7 protein-coding genes and 3 pseudogenes are annotated in these 22,483 nt (G+C 53.6%); all 10 read left to right on the plus strand.

Annotation, left to right across the window (positions count from 1 at the left end; genetic code table 11):
* Position 1 precedes the first annotated feature (1 nt).
* Positions 2-1,399: a salicylate synthase gene (locus tag EIZ48_RS07685; RefSeq protein WP_160649823.1), complete on the plus strand. Its 1,398-nt coding sequence runs from the start codon at positions 2-4 to the stop codon at positions 1,397-1,399.
* Positions 1,399-11,442, plus strand: coding sequence for a non-ribosomal peptide synthetase (locus tag EIZ48_RS07690; protein ID WP_160649825.1), 10,044 nt, complete (start codon positions 1,399-1,401; stop codon positions 11,440-11,442). The genes EIZ48_RS07685 and EIZ48_RS07690 overlap by 1 nt, the downstream gene beginning before the upstream one ends.
* A 26-nt stretch (positions 11,443-11,468) precedes the next feature.
* Positions 11,469-12,968, plus strand: a pseudogene (locus EIZ48_RS30655) (condensation domain-containing protein); the annotation flags it as partial.
* 135 nt (positions 12,969-13,103) lie between these two features.
* Positions 13,104-14,384: pseudogene (locus tag EIZ48_RS30665) on the plus strand (amino acid adenylation domain-containing protein); the annotation flags it as partial.
* Positions 14,385-14,702: 318 nt separating this feature from the next.
* Positions 14,703-16,124 (plus strand): annotated as a pseudogene (locus EIZ48_RS30670) (thioester reductase domain-containing protein); the annotation flags it as partial.
* Positions 16,125-16,126: 2 nt separating this feature from the next.
* On the plus strand, positions 16,127-16,951 hold the full coding sequence (locus EIZ48_RS07700) for a thioesterase II family protein (RefSeq protein ID WP_160649829.1): 825 nt from the start codon (positions 16,127-16,129) through the stop codon (positions 16,949-16,951).
* Between the two features lie 275 nt (positions 16,952-17,226).
* Entirely contained in the window at positions 17,227-17,814 is a 588-nt protein-coding gene (locus EIZ48_RS07705; protein WP_160649831.1) for an MptD family putative ECF transporter S component, read from the plus strand.
* The gene (locus EIZ48_RS07710) at positions 17,814-18,530 is read left to right on the plus strand and encodes an energy-coupling factor transporter transmembrane component T (protein ID WP_160649833.1); all 717 of its coding nucleotides are present in this window, start codon (positions 17,814-17,816) and stop codon (positions 18,528-18,530) included. Before EIZ48_RS07705 ends, EIZ48_RS07710 begins: the two co-directional genes overlap by 1 nt.
* Positions 18,531-18,534: 4 nt before the next feature.
* Positions 18,535-20,046, plus strand: coding sequence for an ABC transporter ATP-binding protein (locus EIZ48_RS07715; protein ID WP_160649835.1), 1,512 nt, complete (start codon positions 18,535-18,537; stop codon positions 20,044-20,046).
* Positions 20,047-20,235: 189 nt separating this feature from the next.
* Positions 20,236-22,407 carry a TonB-dependent receptor gene (locus EIZ48_RS07720; RefSeq protein ID WP_160649837.1) on the plus strand — a complete coding sequence of 724 codons (2,172 nt, stop codon included), beginning with the start codon at positions 20,236-20,238 and terminating at the stop codon, positions 22,405-22,407.
* Positions 22,408-22,483 lie beyond the last annotated feature (76 nt).

Here is a 22,483-nt window from a genome sequence, read left to right on the forward strand (position 1 = left end):
CATGATCAGTTACATTGAGCGCAAACTCTACATTCAAACACCAGCGATAGACTTATTGATGGCAATCGCCCGCAGCGGCTTATACGCCAACTACACCCTCTATGAGCAACCCCATGAGTGGGCCATGGCCCTGGGCAATCTGGCATCGATTCGGGCAACAGCCGATACTGTGACACTATTCTCTGAAGAGCAGTACCAACGTTTTAGCCGCCCACGCCTGAGTGATGCCATTGCTGAGGCCACTGCTGCCTTACCGGTGAAAGACTGGCGTCTCTACGGCAGTGCCCAATTCGAACTGTCCCACATTTTCCATGGTGTCGAGTCCACCCGTATTGCGACCGACCAACCCCTGCTGGAGCTGTTCGTCCCTCAGTGCGAAATCCGTATCGAACAACAGCACCTATTGCTACGAGCAGCGACTCCGCAGAAGCTGGAAGCCCTGCAACACCTTATCGAACAGATTGATGCCAATCCGCCCCGACCATCAGTCAATCAAGCAACATTGGCCTACCAAAACATTGCCGCTTACCGTCAAGACCAATACCAGCAGGCAGTACAACAAGCGGTACTGGATATAAAAGAACATCGATATCAGAAAGTCATCATGTCACGCCAGATCCCGCTCAAGCAGCCGGTCGATATTCTGGAAAGCTACCAGACCGGCCGGCGTAACAATACTCCGGCTCGATCTTTCATCTATAGCCAGGGCGGCTTTATGGCCGCAGGCTTCAGCCCGGAAACGGTGGTGGAAGTAGGCGCCGATCGCTGGGTCAGCACCCAGCCACTGGCCGGTACGCGCGCCATCGGTGCTAATGAGACAGAAGAGGCCCGTCTGAAAGCAGAGCTACTGGCGGATACCAAAGAAATTGCCGAGCATGCGGTATCAGTCAAGCTGGCGATTGAAGAACTGGAATCGGTCTGTGATACCAATAGCCTGTCAGTAAGCGAGTTTATGGCAATCCGCCGACGAGGCTCGGTTCAGCACCTGGCGTCCCGGGTCAAGGGCCAACTGGCCGAGGGGAAACACTGCTGGGATGCTTTTGAGGCTCTGTTCCCGGCCGTTACCGCCTCCGGTATCCCTAAACAGCCGGCCATCGAAGCTATCCAGCGCCTTGAGCCCCAAAACCGTGGACTGTACAGCGGATGCGTCATGATTGCCGACAGTCAAGGCGCCATGGACGCCGCCCTGGTTCTGCGTTCCATCTATCACCAGCACAACCAGCAATGGCTCCAGGCCGGTGCCGGTATTGTCGACCAATCAAAGCCTGAGCGCGAGCTAGAAGAAACCATTGAAAAACTAACTTGCATCATGACCCACCTTGTCGGCCAGGCAGAAGCCGCAACCAACAGTGGCTCAGAGAACGCAGCTGACCTGGACAAGGAACTGGAGACCCACTAATGAACAAGCCTACCCGCAGCCGGAAACCCCTCGACCGCGAGAGCGTGATCACCCCAATCCAGGCCCTGATTGGATCCGATTTGGCCCAACACCCTGACACCAACCTGATTGAACTCGGCCTTGACTCATTACATATCATGCGGCTATCCAATCAATGGCGTCGCCAGGGCTCCCGGGTTACCTTTGCCAAACTGATAGAACAGCCGGTGTTGTCTCGCTGGCTCGAGCTATTGTTGCCCGAGCAACAGCAAGAGACCCCGCAAGAAGAAAGCATCAGTGCCCTGGCTGAACGCATCCGCCAGGACACCCATTATTCCGAAGACCCCTTTGCACTAACAGACGTTCAGTATGCTTACTGGGTCGGGCGTCAGGACGATCAGGAGTTAGGAGGAGTAGGCTGTCATGCTTATCTGGAGATCGACGGCCAGGCTGTCGAACCAAAGCGGCTTGAGCAAGCCTGGCACGCTCTAATCAACCAGCACAGCATGTTGCGAGCCCGGTTCAACGACAATGGCCAGCAGTACATTCCCGACACTGCCCCGCTTACGGTACTCAGCGTCCATGATTTGCGTCAACTAACGCCGCGACAGGCCGAGCTGCGTGCCCGGGCGATACGCGACACCTTGTCACACCGCAAACTCGATATTGAAAACGGCCAGGTCATGGGGCTGGCCCTGACTCTGTTTGCCAACGACCGTACCCGTATTCATTTTGACGTTGACCTGTTGGTGGCCGATGTCCAGAGCCTACACATCCTGCTTCGCGATCTGGCGTCGGCTTATCATGCAATTGGCAACGATCTTGAACAAGACCCGGACCGTCCCCTCAAAGAAACACTGAAAGCCGATCCCCAATGGCGCTTTTCTCATTACCTCGCGACCGAGCAGGCTCGCCACCAAGGCAGCCTGGCTGCCGACAAAGCCTATTGGCAAAAGCGCCTGGCTGATCTGCCACCTGGTCCCCAGCTACCACTGGCCTGCGAGCCCAAGTCTCTCACCCGTCCGGTTTTCAGCCGTCGTAGCCACCAGCTCAGTCTGGAAAAATGGCAGAACATCAAAGCCATTGCCGCCAAGTTTTCACTTACCCCGGCAATGGTACTGGCCAGTGCCTATGGCCAGGTACTGGCTCGCTGGAGCGCCGAACCGGAGTTTGTTCTTAACGTACCGTTGTTTGACCGCCAAACTGATCATACAGGCATCGAAGATGTAGTGGCCGACTTTACCAACCTGATGTTGCTTGAATGTAACTACCGTATTCCACAATCCTTTCTGGCCCAGACCGAGCAACTCCAGCGTCAGCTACATCGTGATCTTGCTCATGCGCGCTATTCGGCAGTCAGCATCCAGCGCGAACTTGCGCGCCAGGGGCGTGAACAAGGTGTCTCTGCACCGGTGGTTTTTGCCTGTAACCTTGGTACCCCACTGCTGACCGAGCAATGTCAGCACACGCTGGGAACACTCCATTACATGATTTCACAAACCCCACAGGTCTGGCTGGATCACCAGCTTTATGAAGGCGAAGACGGACTATTGCTGGCTTGGGATGCAGTTGATGCCCTGTTCCCGCCTCAACTTATCGACAATATGTTCCGAGCCTATACCGACCTGCTTGAAGCACTGGCCGAGAATGAGCAGAACTGGCACCACACCAACCCGGTTGCGTTACCGGCTGATCAGTTGACCCAGCGTCGTCTGGCCAATCAGACGAAGCAGGACATCGTACCCCGTTTGCTGCACCAGGAAATGTTTTCGATTGCACACCAGACCCCGCACCGGATCGCCCTGATCGACAGCCAGCAACAGATGAACTACGGTGAGCTGGCCCTCCGGGCGCTGCAAATTGCTCGCCTGCTTCAACAGCACGGTCTATCAGCAGGTGAGCCTGTCGCTGTCACCCTGCCGAAAGGATGTAGCCAGATAGCCGCAGTCATGGGAATTTTGGCCGCCGGCGGCTGCTACGTCCCGATTGGTATCCACCAGCCCGATGCGCGGCAGACGAAAATTCACCGTACGGCAGGGATCCGTCTGGTACTAAGCGATACTGAACATCAGGCCAATGTTGCCACCCAAACAGTCACCTGCCTGGATATCGGCAAAGCCGATGCCCTGGCCCCCTTGCCTGAACCGGTAGCTGTCTCACCGATACAAAGTGCATATATCATTTTCACTTCAGGCTCGACCGGTGAGCCAAAAGGGGTAGAAATGGCGCACCAGGCCACATCCAACACCATTGATGACATCAATGTCCGCTACGGTGTGCATGCCGACAGCCGGGTACTGGCCGTATCCGCACTGGACTTCGACCTGTCTGTTTACGATATCTTCGGTGTGCTCAGTATCGGTGGTGCGATGGTATTGATCGACGAAGAGCAACGTCGTGATGCCGCAGCCTGGCTCTCCCTTATCGAACAACACAAGATCACCGTCTGGAATACCGTTCCTGTCCTGCTGGATATGCTGATGGTCATCGCACAGGACCACCCGCGCCGCGAAGAACGTCCCATCCTGCCATTTGAGCAGGTCATGTTATCGGGTGACTGGATCGGACTCGATCTGCCACCCCGCCTGCATGCCCTCACTTCCCCCACCGTCAGGCTGGCAGCCATGGGCGGTGCAACAGAAGCGGCGATATGGTCCAACACCTTTGACCAGTTTATCCCTGGCAAGACCCTTCCGGCATCCTGGTCATCCATTCCGTACGGGGCACCGCTGGCAAACCAATGCTACCGGGTAGTCGATGCGCAAGGACAAGACTGTCCGGACTGGGTACCGGGTGAGTTGTGGATCGGTGGTCGCGGGTTGGCCGAAGGCTACCGAGGGGATGAAACCCTGACCGAGCAACGGTTTGTCCTCGCTAAAACCGACACTCTAGATAACGTTCAGGACGAGTTGCGCTGGTACCGCACAGGCGATATGGGACGTTACTGGCCAAACGGCCAACTGGAGTTTCTTGGCCGCCTCGACCACCAGGTCAAAGTACGAGGGCACCGTATTGAGCTAGGCGAAATTGAAACCGCGCTGCTCAACCAGCCAGCTATCAGCCGGGCCGCTGTCGCCACCTTGCGCAGTGATGATCAGCCTGCAACACTGGCTGCCGCTGTGGTCGCTGAGCCCGGACATCGCATTGACACTAAAGTGATCACCACTGGCCTGCAGCAATTAGTACCCGATTACATGGTGCCAACCTTATTGATTGAGGTTGAAACCATTCCGCTAAGCCACAACGGGAAAATCGATCGTAAACAGATCATTGCTCTGCTTTCCGGGCACCTGAATAACCAGAGTGCAACCTTGACACCCCTACAGACAGCGAATGAGATCGCAGTTGCCAAAGTGTGGCAGCGGCTGTTATCTGCAGAGCAACTAGGCCGTGAAAGCAACTTCTTTACCCTAGGCGGTGACAGCCTGCTGGCAACCCAGGTCATTTCAGCGTTGCGCTTACAGGGATTTGATGCCGAGCATCCTCTGCGCCAATTGTTCGCCAATCCTGTACTGGCAGAGTTTGCTGCCATTTTGCACGAAGGCGAAACCATTGAGCCAACGCCATATATTCAACCTGATCTGGCCAACCGCCATCAGCCCTTCCCGTTCACGGAAGTACAGCAAGCTTATTGGATGGGGCAATCCCCAGGGTTGCCGCTTAACTGCGGTACTCATTATCTGGTCGAACTGGACGGAGAGAATGTGGATCTCGACCGGCTGGCCCAAGCTTGGCACGCTCTGGTTGAACGTCATGAAATGTTGCGGGCCATTGTCACCTCTAATGGCATGCAGCAGATCCTGCCAACTGTCGCACCACAGCCAATCAAACAGTCCCGCATTGATGCCAGCCAACATACTGATGGCCTGACTGCCGCCCGCCAGCAACTCAAGCAATACTGGCAGGTCCTGTCTGAAAACCACCAAAATCAGGCTGCCGGTATCACTACGGATACAGGTCCGGCTCATCGTCTCTTTGCCGTTCACTATCACGATCCCCAAGGCAAGCCACGCCAGAGGATTGGGATTATCTTTGATTACCTGACGCTGGATGGCTTCAGCATCAAGCTGCTGCTTGAACAACTGGCCACAGCCTACAGCACGCCGAATCAGCTTCCGCCAGCTCCTGGCCTCTCGTTCCGCGATTACGTCAACCAAATCGTACCGGACAGTAACGAGCTTGCCCGGGCTGAAAAATACTGGACAGAAAAATTACAAAGTCTGCCAATGGCAGCCTCGCTACCACTGGCACACGAACCTGATACACTGAACGATATGACGGTCAGGCGCCGCCATGCCCGCTTGAGCAGCAGCAAGTGGCAATTGCTCAAAGACAAGGCTCGCAGTCACCAGATCACCCCTTCCGTACTGCTGCTGGTTGCCTACAGCCAGATCATCCGAGCCTGGAACAGTGGCCGTGACCACACCCTCAACCTGACTTTGTTCGATCGCAAAGACGTCCATCCGGATATCAACCAAGTACTGGGTGACTTCACCTCATTGGCTCCGATAGGTTTCTATCAGGAACGAGGTCACAGCCTGCTGGAACAAGCGCGGGCAACCCAGCAAGAAATCGCTCAGGCTCTGGAACACAAAGTCATTTCATCGATCTGGATCCAGCGCGAAAGGGCGCGTGAAATGAGCATGACTGCCGCATCTCTCCCCATCGTATTTACCAGCACTTTAGGGTTGGGCAACGGTCTGTTCGAGCAAGCACCCGCCGGCTTCCCGGAATTTGCTGCCGGTGGACTATCCGAAACCCCTCAGGTCTGGCTTGACCATCAGTTGTATGAGTACAACGGTGAACTGACCTTGTCCTGGGACACGGTCGAAGGCCTGTTCCCGATGGGTATGATAGATGACATGTTCGATGCCTATCTGGACTTGCTCGATCAACTGATAACACAGGACTGGCAACAACCACTGATCTTGCCATTGCCACAGGCACAACTGGCTGTACGCCGTGATGCCAATCACACCCAACAGGCAATCCCCCCTCGCCTCTTGCATCAGCCAATGTTTGACATTGCCCGGGCAACACCAGAGCGTATTGCACTGATTGCCGGTGAGCAGACGATTAGTTACGGCAAACTAGCCACCCAGGCTCTGCAAATTGCCACGCTCCTGCAACAACATGGTTTGAAAGCCAGTGAGCCGGTAGCTATTACCCTGCCTAAAGGCCCGGCGCAAATTGCCGCAGTCTTCGGAGTCCTTGCTGCCGGTGGTTGTTACGTTCCCATCGGTATCCATCAACCAGAAGCCCGCCAGTCACGCATTCATCGTACTGCCGGGATCCGCATGGTATTGAGCGATCACAGCCATCATTCATGCGTTGCTGCTGAGGGCATCACCTGCCTGGATATCCACCATTCCAACAATCTGGCTCCCCTATCCGAACCGGTTGCAGTCTCACCGGAGCAAAGCGCTTATATCATCTTCACCTCAGGCTCAACCGGTGAACCCAAAGGCGTGGAAATGACTCACCAGGCTACCGCCAATACCATTGATGATATTAATACCCGCTACGGCGTTCATGCCGACAGCCGCGGTCTGGCTGTTTCAGCCCTTGATTTTGATCTGTCAGTCTATGACATATTCGGGCTGCTCAGTTGTGGCGGCGCCATAGTACTAATAGACGAGCACCAACGCCGTGATGCCGAAATATGGCTAACACTGATCCAACGCCATCAGGTAACGGTATGGAACACCGTCCCTGTACTGCTCGATATGCTGCTGGTCGAGTCCCAGAGCAAAGCCAGCGAGGATCACACGCAAAAGCTTCCTTTTGAGCAGGTATTGTTATCCGGTGACTGGATCGGGCTGGACATCCCGGGCCGCTTATTTGCCCTCAATGCGCCAGACGTCAAGCTGGCCGCTATGGGCGGGGCCACGGAGGCTGCGATCTGGTCCAATACTTTTGACCAGTTCTCGCCAGAACATGGTTTGCCAACTCACTGGAGCTCGATCCCTTACGGTAAACCGCTGGCAAATCAGTGCTACCGAGTTGTCGACAGCCAAGGGCAAGACTGCCCTGACTGGGTACCGGGTGAACTATGGATCGGCGGAACCGGGCTGGCAGAAGGCTACCGGGGAGATCCAGTGTTATCAGCCCAACGCTTTGTCCTGGCAGACAGCAATACCCAACCGGGAATAACAGGTGAGCAACGCTGGTACCGCACCGGTGATCTGGGGCGTTACTGGCCAGATGGTAATCTGGAGTTCCTCGGCCGTCTGGACCACCAGGTAAAAGTCCGTGGTCACCGGATTGAATTGGGCGAGGTGGAAACTGCCCTGCTCAGCCAGCCTGCCGTAAGCCGTGCCGTGGCTATCACCTTACGCCCGGCCGGACAGCCTGCCGCCCTGGCCGCTGCCGTCGTCGCCAAGCAGAATTTATGCCTCGATGAGCAAGTTATAAAAACTGGTCTGCAGCAACTGGTACCCGATTACATGATCCCAACCTTGCTCATTGAGGTTGATGACATTCCATTAAGTCACAACGGCAAAGTCGACCGCAAACAGATCACGGCCGTGTTGACAGAACACCTGGCCGAACAAAGCACGGTACTGACTCCTGTACAAACAACAACAGAGCAAACTGTAGCAGCTATCTGGCAGCAGCTCCTCAAAACCGAGAACATCGGTCGTGAAAGCCACTTTTTCACTCTGGGGGGTGACAGCCTACTGGCCACGCAGGCTGTCGCCGCATTACGCCAGGCCGGGCTGGATGCCGAGCAACCACTACGTCTGTTGTTTGCCAAGCCGGTATTGGCCGAGTTTGCTGCCGAGCTAAGCCAGAGTGACATCAGCGAGGCCTTGCCAGCCTTAATCGCCGAACCTGATAACCGTTGTGAACCATTCCCGCTGACCGAGGTTCAGCAGGCCTACTGGATGGGACAGTCACCAGGCCTGCCGCTTAACTGCGGCACCCACTACCTGGTCGAACTTGATGGTGAAATGGTGGATGTTGCCCGCCTTGAACAGGCCTGGAACGGACTGGTTGAACGCCATGATATGCTGCGTGTGGTGGTCGATGAACATGGTCGGAGCCAAACTATCCAACCGCAGGTTACGCCGTACCGCATTGAGCTCGCCCCCCAGTGCTACGCCAGCCAGACAGAAGCCAAGGCACAAATTACTCAGTGGTGGCAAAGCGTAACCCAGGCAGCAGAACAGACCCTGTTTGCTATCCGTATTGTCCGCTATGGCAATCAGCGTAACCGCCTCGGTCTGATGTTTAATTACCAGACCCTTGATGGTTTCAGCATTAAGTTGCTACTCAAAGAGCTGGCAATCCGCTACCAAGACCCACAGGCCCTATTGCCTGAATTTGCCATTTCATTCCGCGATTACGTCAACCAAATCCAGCCTCAGCCAGCCGCGCTGGAAAGGGCTCAAGCCTACTGGCAGAACAAGCTTAGCACCTTACCGCTAGCCCCGGCATTACCGCTGGCCAAAGATCCGCGTACCTTGAACAAACCACAGTTCTGTCGGCGGGAAGCCAAGCTTAGTGCCCAGCAATGGCTGCAATTGCGCCAATCGGCCCAGCAACAAGGGATCACACCATCTGTGCTGATCCTGGCCGCCTATGCCGATGTACTCAGCCAATGGAGCGGCGGGGCTGCACTTACCGTCAATCTGACCCTGTTCGACCGCAAACCGGTTCATGCGGACATCAACAAGATTGTCGGGGACTTTACCTCACTGGCCCCGGTCGGCTACACACCTGACAGCTCGATGACCCAGCTCGATGTGGTGCGCCAACTCCAGCAGGAGGTTGCCGACGCCCTTGAACACCGTGAACTGTCATCTATCTGGGTCCAGCGCGAGCGGGCGAAGACCATGGATATGACCGCAGCGGCGCTACCGGTTGTCTTTACCAGCACTTTGGGGATCTCGGACGATCTGCTGGGCGACGACACCATGGTTCATTTCCCGCAACTGGCAGGTGGCGGTCTGTCTGAGACCCCGCAAGTATGGCTTGATCACCAGATGTATGAATCGCAAGGGGAGTTGCTGATCTCCTGGGACAGTGTCGATGAACTATTTCCGGCCGGAATGCTAGATGACATGTTCAGTCAGTTCATCAAGGTAGTCAGCCAGATGACTACCCAATGGCAGTCACCTTTTGCCCCACTGTTACCCGATACCCAGAAGCAAGTCCGGCAGCAGGTTAACGCCCCGAACCCCGAGGCGCTTTCTCCACGGTTGCTACACCATGGCATGTTTGACATTGCCCGCCGTCACCCTCAACGTATTGCACTGATTGAAAATGACAAGCAGCTGACCTATGGCGAACTGGCTAACCAAGCCTTGCGTATCGCCAGTGCGCTGAGACGCAATGGCCTGCAAGACGGTGAACCGGTAGGGATCACCTTGCCTAAAGGCGGCCACCAAATTTCTGCGGTGTTCGGTATTCTTGCCGCCGGTGGATGTTATGTCCCGATTGGAATCCACCAGCCAGCGGCACGCCAGGCAAAAATCCACCAACGAGCCGGGATACGAAGGGTACTGACCGATGCAGGGCACAGTCACCTAATCCCTACCGGTGAGATCTGCGCTATCTCGATTGACACCGCACTGCTGGCAGAGCCATTAGCGGAGCCGGTCGCGGTCTCCCCGGCACAAAGTGCCTACATCATCTTTACTTCAGGCTCCACCGGTGAGCCTAAAGGTGTCGAAATGGCCCACCAGGCAACAGCCAATACCATTGACGACATCAATACCCGTTACGGTGTCCATGCTGACAGCCGGGTACTGGCTGTCTCTGCCCTCGACTTCGACCTGTCTGTGTATGACATCTTCGGCCTACTTAGCACCGGCGGTGCCATGGTACTGATTAACGAAACACAACGCCGTGATGCTGCCGCCTGGCTGAAATTGGTTGAGCGTCACAACATCACAGTGTGGAATACCGTACCAGTGCTGCTCGATATGCTGATGGTAGTGGCTGAGCACCCTACCCGTAACAGCCAGCACCCTGCGTTACCGTTTGAACAAGTGATGCTCTCCGGTGACTGGATCGGGCTGGATCTGCCCGGCCGTCTGTTTGCCCTCAGTAGCCCTGAAATCAGGCTGGCCGCCATGGGCGGAGCAACAGAAGCAGCTATCTGGTCAAACACCTTCGATCAGTTCCAACCGGGCCACCTACTTCCTGCCGATTGGCATTCCGTACCTTACGGCTATCCACTGACCAATCAATGCTATCGGGTAGTTGATGCCCATGGCCGGGACTGCCCGGACTGGGTGGCCGGTGAACTGTGGATTGGGGGAGCCGGAGTCGCCCGAGGGTACTGCGGTGATCAAGCCCTGACCGAGGCGCGCTTTGTTATGGCAAGCACCGAGACATACGGTGACGGCACAACACCGCTGCGCTGGTACCGGACCGGGGATCTTGGTCGCTACTGGCCAGACGGCACCCTCGAATTCCTGGGCCGGTTAGATCACCAGGTTAAAGTCAGAGGCCATCGCATCGAACTCGGTGAGATAGAAACGGCCCTGATGACACTTCCTTCGGTCATTAAAGCTGTCGCTGTCGCCCTCCGCCCAGCCAATCAACCGGCTACTCTGACCGCTGCCATGGTCATGGCAGAGGGGGTGACGATAGACACAAACGCCATCCAGGCTGAACTGCATCAGCTCCTACCCGATTACATGGTACCGAGCAGCTTGGTGGCTGTAGCGGATATCCCATTAAGCAGCAACGGCAAGGTAGATCGCAAGCAGATAACACAAATGCTTGTCGAACACGTCCCGCAGGCTGGCTTTGAGCCACCCGCTGATGAGCTGGAGCAGAACATTGCCGCAATCTGGTGTGAGGTGCTTCGTCTTGAGCGCATTTCCCGCCACGATGATTTCTTTGCAATTGGCGGGGATAGCCTCAGCGCAACTCAGATTGTCCAGCAGCTTCAACAACAACGTGTCAGCCCGGACAGCATCTCGCTGGTTACCCTGTTCACGGCACCCAATATTGCCGAACTAGGCCAGCAAATCCGCGAGCAATGGTTGGCACTGTCATCCGAACACACACAGACATCAGAAAGTATTTTCGAGGAAGGCTCACTATGAGTTACATGACAATGAAAGTCGGCACGATGATTGCCGATCTTCAGGCAAAAGGAATTTACCTTTGGGTTGACGCGCAGCAGCTTCGTTTCAAGGCGCCGGTTGGCGCCCTGACCGACGACATGCGCCAGGCCATCGGGGCCAGAAAGCAGGCCTTTATCGACCACCTGTCAGCCTCCAAGGACCAAGCGCGCATCCCGGCAGATCCGGAAAACCGCCATGAGCCATTCCCGTTAACCGATCTTCAGGTCGCCTATATCGTCGGCCGTCGCAGTAATTATGAGCTGGGTGGCGTTGGCTGCCACAGCTATATCGAGCTGGAACTGCCACGACTGGATCATGCCCGGCTGGAAGCTGCCTGGCACAAACTGATCCGTCGCCATGACATGCTGCGTGCAGTCATCGGTACCGATGGTCAACAACGGGTATTGAAAAATGTAACCCTACCGCCGGTAGCCATACAGGATCTGGCCGGACAAAGCAGGGAGAACTTCGAGCTGGCTGTCAGGCGCTCACGTGACGAAATGGCCTTTCGCTGTTACGACTCCGAATGCTGGCCGCTGTACGAGCTGCGCCTGACCCAGCATGATGACAAGGCAATATTGCACCACTCGACCGATCTGTTGATTGCCGACTTTGCCAGTATCCAAATCCTGCTGGCTGAGCTTGGGGACCTTTACGATCACCCGGACAAAGACTACCCGCCGCTGACGGTTACCTTCCGCGACATCCTCAAGGCCAAACTGCACCGAAAAGCCAACAAAAGCGGCGACGAACAAGCACGTTACCAGCAGCATAAAGACTACTGGATAAATCGCATTACCACGATGCCGGGGGCCCCGGAGCTTCCGGTCAGAGCAGCATTGCCTTCCTCACCGCCCGCCTCGCCGGATGAGCCGACTTTCCAGCGCCTGAGCTTGTCGCTGGACACATCGCAATGGAGCCATTTCTGCCAGCTGGCAACCGAGCATAAAATCACCCCGTCCAGCGTAGTGCTCAACGCCTTTGCCGAGGTGCTGCGCCGCTGGTCACGCAATGCCGATTTTTGTATCAATCTGACCTTGCTCAACCGACCCAGCGATCATCCGGACATTCCGCGTGTAGTCGGCGACTTCATTGCTGTAAATGTACTGGAAGTGAATGATGATCGAGGTGAACGATTTATCGAACGCGCTCAGGCCTTGCAACAACAACTTTGGCAAGATATGGCGCACAGTGATTTCACCGGCATTGAAGTATTGCGTGAAATGACCCGCCAGCAACAGGGCAACGTACTTATCCCGGTTGTCTTTACCAGTACCGTCGGGGTTACCGGAAATACGCTGCCGGAAAATGCCTTCATGCACCATGCCAAGCTCAATTACGGTATTACCCAGACACCGCAGGTCTGGCTGGATTGCCAGGCTACCGAGCGCAACGGGGAGCTGCATATTGACTGGGATATCCGCCTGGGTGTTTTCATGCCGCAGGTAATCGAACAGGCTTTTGCCTCCTTCCGCCAGTTACTAGAAAACCTGGCCAGCCAACCGGAACACTGGCAACAAGCAGGTGTGGTCACCCTGCCTGCGCAAACCCTGATCCAGCGCGATAACCTCAACAATGCGAAAAAGGCCCCTCTACCACAAGGCTACCTTCATCAGGAGTTTTGCCAGCAAGTTCTGTCAGCCCCGACGCAAACAGCACTGCTCTATGGCAACCAGTCATGGAGTTACCGGGAGCTGGCCCGATGGGCGCTGGCTATCGCCGGTAAACTTCATGCTGCTGGCTGCCAGCCGGGCGAACCGGTAGCACTGTTCCTGGACAAAAGTCCGTTGCAAATTGCCGCGGTAATGGGCGTCCTGCTTGCCGAGGGTGCCTATGTACCGATCGATATCACCCAGCCGGCCCAACGCTGCCGCTCGATTCTTGAGGATTCCGGTGCAAAATGGGTGATCTGTTCAACCAGTCAGCACCAGCACCCGTGGCCCCAAGGGGTCGAAGCCCTGGCCATTGATCCCGAGCCGACCGGGGCAACCCCGCTACCCGATGATCAGCAGGTAAACACGGCCATGCATGAAATGATTATCAAGGGGCAGGCAGCCGACACTGCCAGTCAGCTGGCATACATACTGTACACCTCCGGCACCACAGGCAAACCCAAGGGGGTCATGCTGAGTCATCAAGGGGTGGCCAACACCATTGCCGGTTTCAACGACCAATTTGCCTTCAGCAAAGAGGATCGTACCCTGGCTCTGGTCAATTACAGCTTTGACTTATCGGTACTGGATATCTTCTGTACCTTTACTGCCGGGGCGACCCTGGTACTGCCGGATAGCCACTGGCGCACCGATCCGGGAAGCTGGGCAACCGCAATCGAGCAGCATAACGTAACGGTATGGAATTCGGTTCCGGCCCATATGCAGATGCTGATGGCCTGGCACGAAAACCATACCGAATGCGACTTGACCAGCCTGCGTATTGCCTTTATCTCCGGCGACTGGATCCCGGTAACGTTACCGCCGGTAATCCACCAGCGCCTGCCGGATCTATCACTCAACAGCCTGGGCGGGCCAACCGAAATCTCCGTGACTTGTATCTATAATCCAATCAAGGAGGTGCCCCTCCATGCCACCAGCATTCCTTACGGCACGCCGCTGCGCAATCACAAGCTATATATCCAAAATAGCCGTTTCGAGGATTGTCCGGACTGGACACCAGGCGAAATGCTCGTTGGCGGACCGGGTGTAGCTTTAGGCTTTGCCAATGACCCCGCCCGTACAGCGCAACGCTTTATCACCCACCCCCACACAGGTGAACGCCTGTACCGTACCGGGGATATCTGCCGTTACCGTCCGGACGGGGTGATAGAGATCCTTGGCCGCGAAGATAATCAGGTAAAAATCCGCGGCCACCGTATTGAGCTGGGTGAAGTTGAAGCAGCACTTAATGAGTTGCCATATATCAAGCAAGCGGTCGCGCTGACCCGGACCAACCCGGTCGAACTGGTGACCGCCCTGGTGCCGGCTGATAACAGTGCCTCTGCGGATAGCACCGTAGCGCAGGCAGGATCCGATAGCGCGCTGACCCATATCATCCAGTCGGATTTGCAACAGGCGCTACCGGGTTACATGATCCCCTCCGCCTGCAAAGTGATGGAGGCCATTCCGCTCACCGCCAACAACAAAGTTGATCGCAAGGCCCTCAGGGAAGTATTTGCCAGTCAAATTAGCGATAATACAGCTTTTGAGCCGCCTAAAGACAACTGGATAGAGCAGAAACTGGCCGAAATCTGGTGCGAACTGACCGACATTGAAAGACTATCGCGAAATGATGACTTCTTCATGATTGGAGGTTCCAGCCTGACTGCGGTAAGCCTGCTTAACCGCCTGACGGAAGAACGCTTTGCGGTCAATATCGATCTCATCTTTAACAACCCGGTGTTTAAAGATATGGTGGGGGCCCTGCAAAAGTGCGAAGATGAAGAAGAGCGCTTCAGGCAATCTATCGACATTGATGCGCTGTTTAACCAAGTTACCAGACACCGCGATCACGCCGCCCCTTACCTGTCACAACACGCCGACAGCGGTCCAACCAAGGTCTTTATGACCGGTGCTACCGGGTATCTGGGCATCTATATCCTCAAGTCTGTTCTTGAGCAGACCAATGACACCCTATACTGCCTAATCCGCTGCCGCGATGAAGAAAATGGCTACTTCCGCCTTCAGCAACTGGCCGATGAAAAAGGCTTGGCACTCGAGCTTGATCGCGAGCGGATCAAGGTTATTCCCGGCGACCTGACTGCTGACCAGTTCGGTATCGCGCCAGACAGCTACCAATGGCTGACACAGAATATTGATAAGGTGCTGCATATCGCGGCCCTGATCAGCCTGATTGCACCCTTGTCTTCGCTATACCCAATCAACGTCAAGGGTTCGGCTAATGTGATCGAGCTGGCCTCGACCCACAGGGTCAAGCCTATTCATTACATGTCGACAATTGGGGTGCATTACCGCCTACCGTACCACAAAGATGAGCCACCGGTACCGGAAGACACCAACTCGTTTGAGCCTTGGCACAAACCTGAGCTGACCTACGAGCACACCAAATATATGGCCGAGCAGCTGTTCTACATGGCTCGCCAACGCCAGATCCCGGTCAACATCTTCCGCTCTGGAGCCATTACCTGGGACAACACCCAGGCAGCGCCATTTATCAATGACGATGCCTTTGTGAAGTTCTTCCGGACCTGTCTGAGCATCAATGCCTATCCGGACTCGCAAATCCTGATCAGCACTACACCGGTAAATGTGGTTGCACGCTATATTGCACTGCTGAGCCAGCCGGAGATTACCAGCGAAGGCAAGAACTACCATGTGGTCTCACGCCACAGCCATACCGGCGATCAGATCTATCAGTGGCTAAATAGCCTTGGTGGCCAATTCGAAAAATTAGGGTTTGAACAATGGAACCAGAAACTGGCCGACAGCTTTGGCCGGGGCTTTATCAACCGTTATTTCAAGCACGGCATGGATCAGGGAGGCCACCACCAATACCGTATCGACAATCTGGAAGCCGCCCTGGCCGCTATCGGAGAAGTCCCGTTTGAAGTCACTCCAGACTACTTCACTCCCATCGTCGACCACTTTGACAAGGCCATTCGTCAGGCAGCTCGACAGTCAACAGCAACCACGGAGACCGAGGCATAATCATGTTACATTCAATGCAAATGCAAGCGGGAACCCCGGTTGATGCCCTGCATACCAAATGGTTCAAGGTTCTCAAAACCGGCCTGAAGGTTCGTCAGAGAATTTTCTGCATGCCCCACGCTGGCGGGGCAGCCAGCCAATTTCGCAAGTGGGCCGAAGCCATACCGGCAGATACAGAACTGATCGCCATTCAATATCCGGGACGGGAAGAACGGGTTAACGAGCCATGCCTGCAAGACATGCCGTCCCTGATAGATGCCCTCAGCAACAGCCTGTGTGCCCAGCCACACCTGCTGCAAATGCCCTACATCCTGTTCGGCCACAGCATGGGAGCAGCAGTAGCCTACGAACTATGTGCCAGATTACAGAGCAATAACCAGCGCCTGCCCTGCCACCTTGTTCTGTCTGCCAGCGAAGGGCCGGGACACATCAATGTTACTTCGCTACACCGTGCCTCTGATCATGCTTTGCTAGAGGAAATTGTTCGTCTGAATGCCGATTTGGCCTACCTTACACAAATGCCCGAGTTGACCGAGCTCATCATGCCAAGCCTGAGAGGAGACTACCGGCTAATCGAAACCTATGGCGCCATGTCACCAGAAATACACCGTATCCAGCCTCCTGTGACTATAATGGTTGGCGAACAAGATCATGAGCTAAGCGAAAACGATGCCCGGGCATGGTCTCAGATCACTGATCGGCATATGGGCTTTATGCGCTACCCAGGTGATCATTTCTATCTCAACCAACAATACCCGGCGATGATTACGGTAATGCTCGGCTACCTCAAGCAGCATCAGCAACCAGTCTGGCCATCAGTGCCTTAATCGTCATCCTGCCTACCGCCCCGATGGGAATACTTCTCAATAACCACCTCGGGGCTTTTTCGCCCGATGCGGGTAGTGCCGTTTGTTCGCAGCTTAGATAATTGCTGAAATTTTATCTTGAACAGGCACAGGGCGAGCCTTAGCTGCCTGTCAGAAAACCTTAATATTCCGTCAGCGAAGACATGGCCAACAGCGGTTCTGCCAAGCCCCATTTAGGCGCACTTCTGATTAAGCACCTTTATCGAACTTATTCTTGGTAATTATGTGGAGTAAATATGAATCAACAATCTCGCCTAACGGCTAAAGATCTTATCAATGTCGGAATCTACTCGGTTCTTTATTTTTTCATCATGCTCATCATTGGTTTCTTAGGCTTTATACCCGTTTTTATCCCTTTGCTTGCTGTCATTCCCGCTTTATTAGGTGGCATTCCGTTTATGCTGTTCCTAACGCGGGTAGATAAATTCGGAATGGTGACGTTATTAGGTTCCATCAACGGGATATTAATGTTTATCGCAGGTATGGGTTATTGGACTTGCCTCACCGGCTTATTGTTTGGCTTAATCGCTGACCTCATTCTTGCACGTGGCCAATACAAAAGCCCCAAATTGAGCTTATGTGGATACACCTTGTTTAGCGGTTGGGTAATTGGAACCTTTATCCCCTTCTTTGTTGGTCGCGAAGAATACTTTGCCATGTTGAAACAAGGTTATAGTGATTCTTACGCACAACAGTTAGAAGCCTTATTACCAATGTGGTCACTGCCGTTTTTATTTGTAGCGTGCATTTTGTGTGGTGCAATTGGCAGCATGATCGGTAAACGAGTTTGCGCCATTCAGTTCAAGCGCGCAGGTATTATTTAATGCGATTGAACAGCCACTCTTTGCAACGACGATTCACTCTCGATCCACGAACCAAGCTATTATTGTTGCTCAGCATCAGCGTATTTGTGGTCAGCGGCGTCGCTGGCAGCCATGCCTGGGTTCGCTCATCGGCCTATCTGTTGGCAGTCCTCCCATTGCTGCTGTTAGGGCTAGAAGGACGTATCTATTTAGCCGGGTGTTATGGAGCAATATACAGCATCTGTCTTTATGTCGCCTATGTGCTGGTGCCCATCACAGAGGGTTTAACCAACTCCATGCTGCTGGTATTAGTCGGAGTGTTTACACGAATTCTGCCCGCGATTTTTTCGGGTATATACCTCGTCTCTACAACGACAGTGAGCGAATTCTTGGCAGCTTGCCGCAAGCTTGGCCTGCCGCAACAAATGACGATTCCACTCGCTGTTGTATTTCGTTTCTTTCCGACTTTTTTCTCCGAAGCCATTGCCATTGAAAAAAGCTTGGCAATGCGCGGCTTGCGTTTCAAGCATATTATCCGGTTAAGGCTATTGCCGCTTCTGATCAACACCACTCGCATCGGTGAAGAATTATCAGCAGCCGCGTTAAGCCGCGGGTTATCTGCCTCAGTAAAGCGCAGCGAACGTCAATCACTAACATTTTCTTGGTACGACTACCTTGTGCTGACGATCGTAATCTTGCCTCTTTGTTTGTTGTTCATCTCTTTGTTGTTCGGGTAGGTTTATGAATTCAGTTACTTCAAATACCGAGTTGCTAAATTTGCGCAATGTCAGCGTACGCTACGAACATCATGATACTTCGTGCTGGAGTCTTAAAAACATTAACTTGCAGGTAGCCAAAGGTGAAGTCGTTCTGTTTTGCGGAGCATCGGGTTGTGGCAAAAGTACGTTACTGCGTCTAGCAAATGGCTTAATTCCGCACTACTTTGATGCCAATGTAGAAGGAAGCGTTCAAGTTCAGGGGAAAGCACTCGAACACTTTAATTTGGCATTAATGGCAAGGCAGGTTGGTAGCGTTTTTCAAAATCCATCAAGCCAGTTCTTCGCCACGACAGTGGAGGACGAGCTGGCCTTTGCTCTCGAAAATCAAGGCTATCCAGTTATATCAATCAACCAGCGCCTTGCAGAGGTCGCCGAGCAGTTTTCATTACAAGATCAATTACCCCAATCTATCTTTGAGCTCTCTAGTGGCCAGCAACAGAAGCTGGCATGTGCATCGGCCAGCATGCTGAACCCCGATATTTATGTTCTTGATGAACCTTCTGCCAATTTAGATGCCGAGGGCATCGCCATGTTACGCGCGACGATTCAGCGGTGGAGTACGCAAGGTAAGACGGTTCTTATCGCCGAGCATCGCTTATATTACCTGAATGGCTTGGTTGATCGCGTGGTTCATATGGCCGAAGGTCAAATCCAGGACACGATGACCGGGGAGCAATTCTTTTCTCGCTCGAGCCACTCCTTAGAACAACAGGGGTTACGACCCGCGCACTTTACCGATCTTTGCTGCTCGACCTCAGCGACAAGCAGGTTTGCCGATAGTTATCAGTTATCGCCCATTCAATTAGGCAGAAATGGACAAATGTGGCTTGATATATCGTCACTCTCTTTCCCTAAGGGGCAGGTGACGACAATTATCGGTGCAAACGGCGCAGGTAAATCCAGTTTAATGAAGGTGCTTGCAGGACAGCATCGTGACAAAGTGGTGCTTAGCAACAATCAAACACAATGGCGCTGGCGAGCACGTCAGCGGCACAGTTTTTTTGTATCCCAACACGTTCATCAGCAATTGATAGCCGATTCCGTGTTAGAAGAAATCCAGCTAAGTATGCCGGAACCTTCCGAGCAGGGAGCGCTAGAGTGGTTACATCAGGTAGGGTTAGAAGCATTAGCCGATAAACACCCATTAGCAATGTCTCGAGGCCAACAACAGCGTTTAGCACTGTTAACAGCCTTAGCCAGTGAGCGCGAATTGCTGCTGTTAGATGAGCCTACCAGCGGGTTGGATTGGGGAAATATGGCTGCACTTACCGAACTTATCCAGAAAGCCTGCAACGGCAACCGAACCGTTGTAGTAATTAGTCATGACCCTGAATTTATCACCCGGGTAAGCCAACAAGTATTGGTACTTGAATCTGGCTATTTGAAGTCACAGTTTGATGTTAGTGCAGATCAAGGTCAGCAATTGCTAGCTGAGCTTCAGTCATTTCAAAAGGTCAGTGCACTCGATGCCTAAATCAAAATCGCTATTGATTCCCTTTTCCTAATAACCGCCACCTTTCGGTGGCGTTTCTTTTTGGTAACAAATCTATCCGTTTCGGGTTTGAAATATCTCTTTCGGGTAGCAGCAGATCCTCTCAACCAAGACAATTGCGCGAATGATTATCAATACCAACATATTGCTATTTCAAGGAGTACGAGAGGTATGCAAGCCGCACCATCACCGGTTCAGGGTCTATCAGTCTTAAATAAGCCAACCCACACACACAACATCAATAAACTCGCGCTACTAGTGAAAACAGGGCTTCTCTGCACAGCTATCAGCACAACACCCAATGTACTGGCCAACACCAACGAAAAGACGCAAAGTCAATCTACAGAGCTGGAAGTGATCACGGTCACTGCTGAAAAACGTAATGCCGACATCATGGATGTTAGCTCCAGTGTTTCCGCAATTACCGACTCGGATTTGAAAGATGCCGAGATCAGCTCCATTACAGAACTCAGCCAGCACGTACCTAATCTACACATTTTTACCTGGGGCGGTTCACGAGAAAACAACATCTTTATTCGGGGTATCGGTCCGGGCTTATTCACCGATCCAACCGTAGGTTTTTATGTCGATGGGGTTAACTATACCAACAACGGTATGTTCGATCTGGATCTCACTGATGTCGAGCGTATCGAAGTACTGCGTGGCCCTCAGGGAACCCTATACGGCGGTAACTCCCTGGCCGGTATCATCAACGTGATCACCAAAAAGCCAGACAATTTCACTGACGCCCGCGTATCCGTCACCGCCGATACCCTTGAGCGCCGTAAGATCAGTGTCGGCGTGAATACTCCTCTGATCGAAGATGAATTATACGGTGGACTGAGCCTCGCTCTTACCGATAACAATGGCCATCTGACCAACATCCATAACGGTAAAGACTACGGAGCCAGAGAGGATCTTGTTGCTCGGGCAAAGCTACGTTGGGAACCGACCTATACCTTTGAGTCTGACCTTATCCTCGACTTCCAGCGATTACGTGGCGATTCTTATGCCCTGGGGAGTGCAGCCTTTATCAAAAACAACCCCGACAAAGTCGACCACAACTATGACGGCGAAGATAATCGCGATGCCTACGGTATTACACTCGTGATGAAAAACGAGTTCAGCCGTTTTGATTTCACCTCCATTACCGGATGGCGTGATTGGGACAGCTACAACTCTGCCGACCAGGATGCCAGCAGCCAGACGGACTATATCTACCACAACATTGCCGAAGAAGAACAGAAGCAATTCTCGCAAGAATTTCGCTGGGCCTCAAACACCACGAGCGATTTGCAATGGCTGACAGGCCTTTACGGCTACTATGCCGAGTACAAAACCAAGGGCACCAACATGCTTGATTACACAGCCATTGGCTGGGGAGGCCCTTACACCGACTATACCAATGTGGATAAGGAAAACTCAGGTTACGCTGTCTTCGGTCAGGTCGACTACAGTTTGACTGAGCGTTTGACCTTAACAGCAGGTCTGCGGGTTGATATGGAAAAACGCAAAGCCGATATCCAGGCCAACAACCAGAGTAGCCCGAGCGTCAACATCAAGGGTGACAAAGACTTTAACGAATGGCTGCCAAAAGTAGGCGTTTCTTACACTCCTGACAACAGATCCTTGATTTACGGCACGGTCAGCCAAGGCTACCGTGCCGGTGGTTTTGACCACCTGTATCCGAACCAGGACGATCCAACATACGATTCTGAAACCAGCACCAACTACGAGCTGGGCTACAAGGCATCATTCCTCGACAACTCGCTTGAACTCAGTACGGCCCTATTCTATATCGACATCAAAGATCAGCAGGTCCAGCAACTGGTTCAGAGCACCAATACCATCATGACAGATAACGCCGGCCGTGGCCGCAGTCAGGGTATTGAATTTGAAACCCGCTACACCCCGGCTCTTGGCTGGATGATGGAACTTGGCGGTAGCTATACCAATGCTGAATACAAAGACTACGAGAATTGCGCTATGACCAGCCTGCAAAGCTGCAGTGGCAATAAGATGGTAAACACCCCTGAGCTAACAGCCAACGTCGCCCTGCAGAACACCCGTCCGCTGACGGAGAGGCTGTCGCTGTTCAGCCGACTGGATGTCATTCATGTCGGTGAGTACTACTTCAACAGTCTGAACACCCTCAAACAAGATCCATACCAACTGGTCAATGTTAAGCTGGGGGTTGAAAGCCAGGACTGGGATGTCTACCTGTGGGCGAAGAATGCGCTCGATGAATACTACTCCACCGTAGAGTTCGACTTTGGCTCCGGCCATACCGTCGAAGCCGGCGACCCACAAAGCTTTGGCCTGACGTTCAACGCTTACTACTAAGCAACCAGAATAAGGGCCTGTCAGACGCAGGTCCTTTCTATTGGCACTGAATTGGTTTGAACATACCCGGCCAATT

The sequence above is a fragment of the Photobacterium alginatilyticum genome (genome assembly GCF_009910675.1).
Classification (GTDB): Bacteria; Pseudomonadota; Gammaproteobacteria; order Enterobacterales; family Vibrionaceae; genus Photobacterium; species Photobacterium alginatilyticum.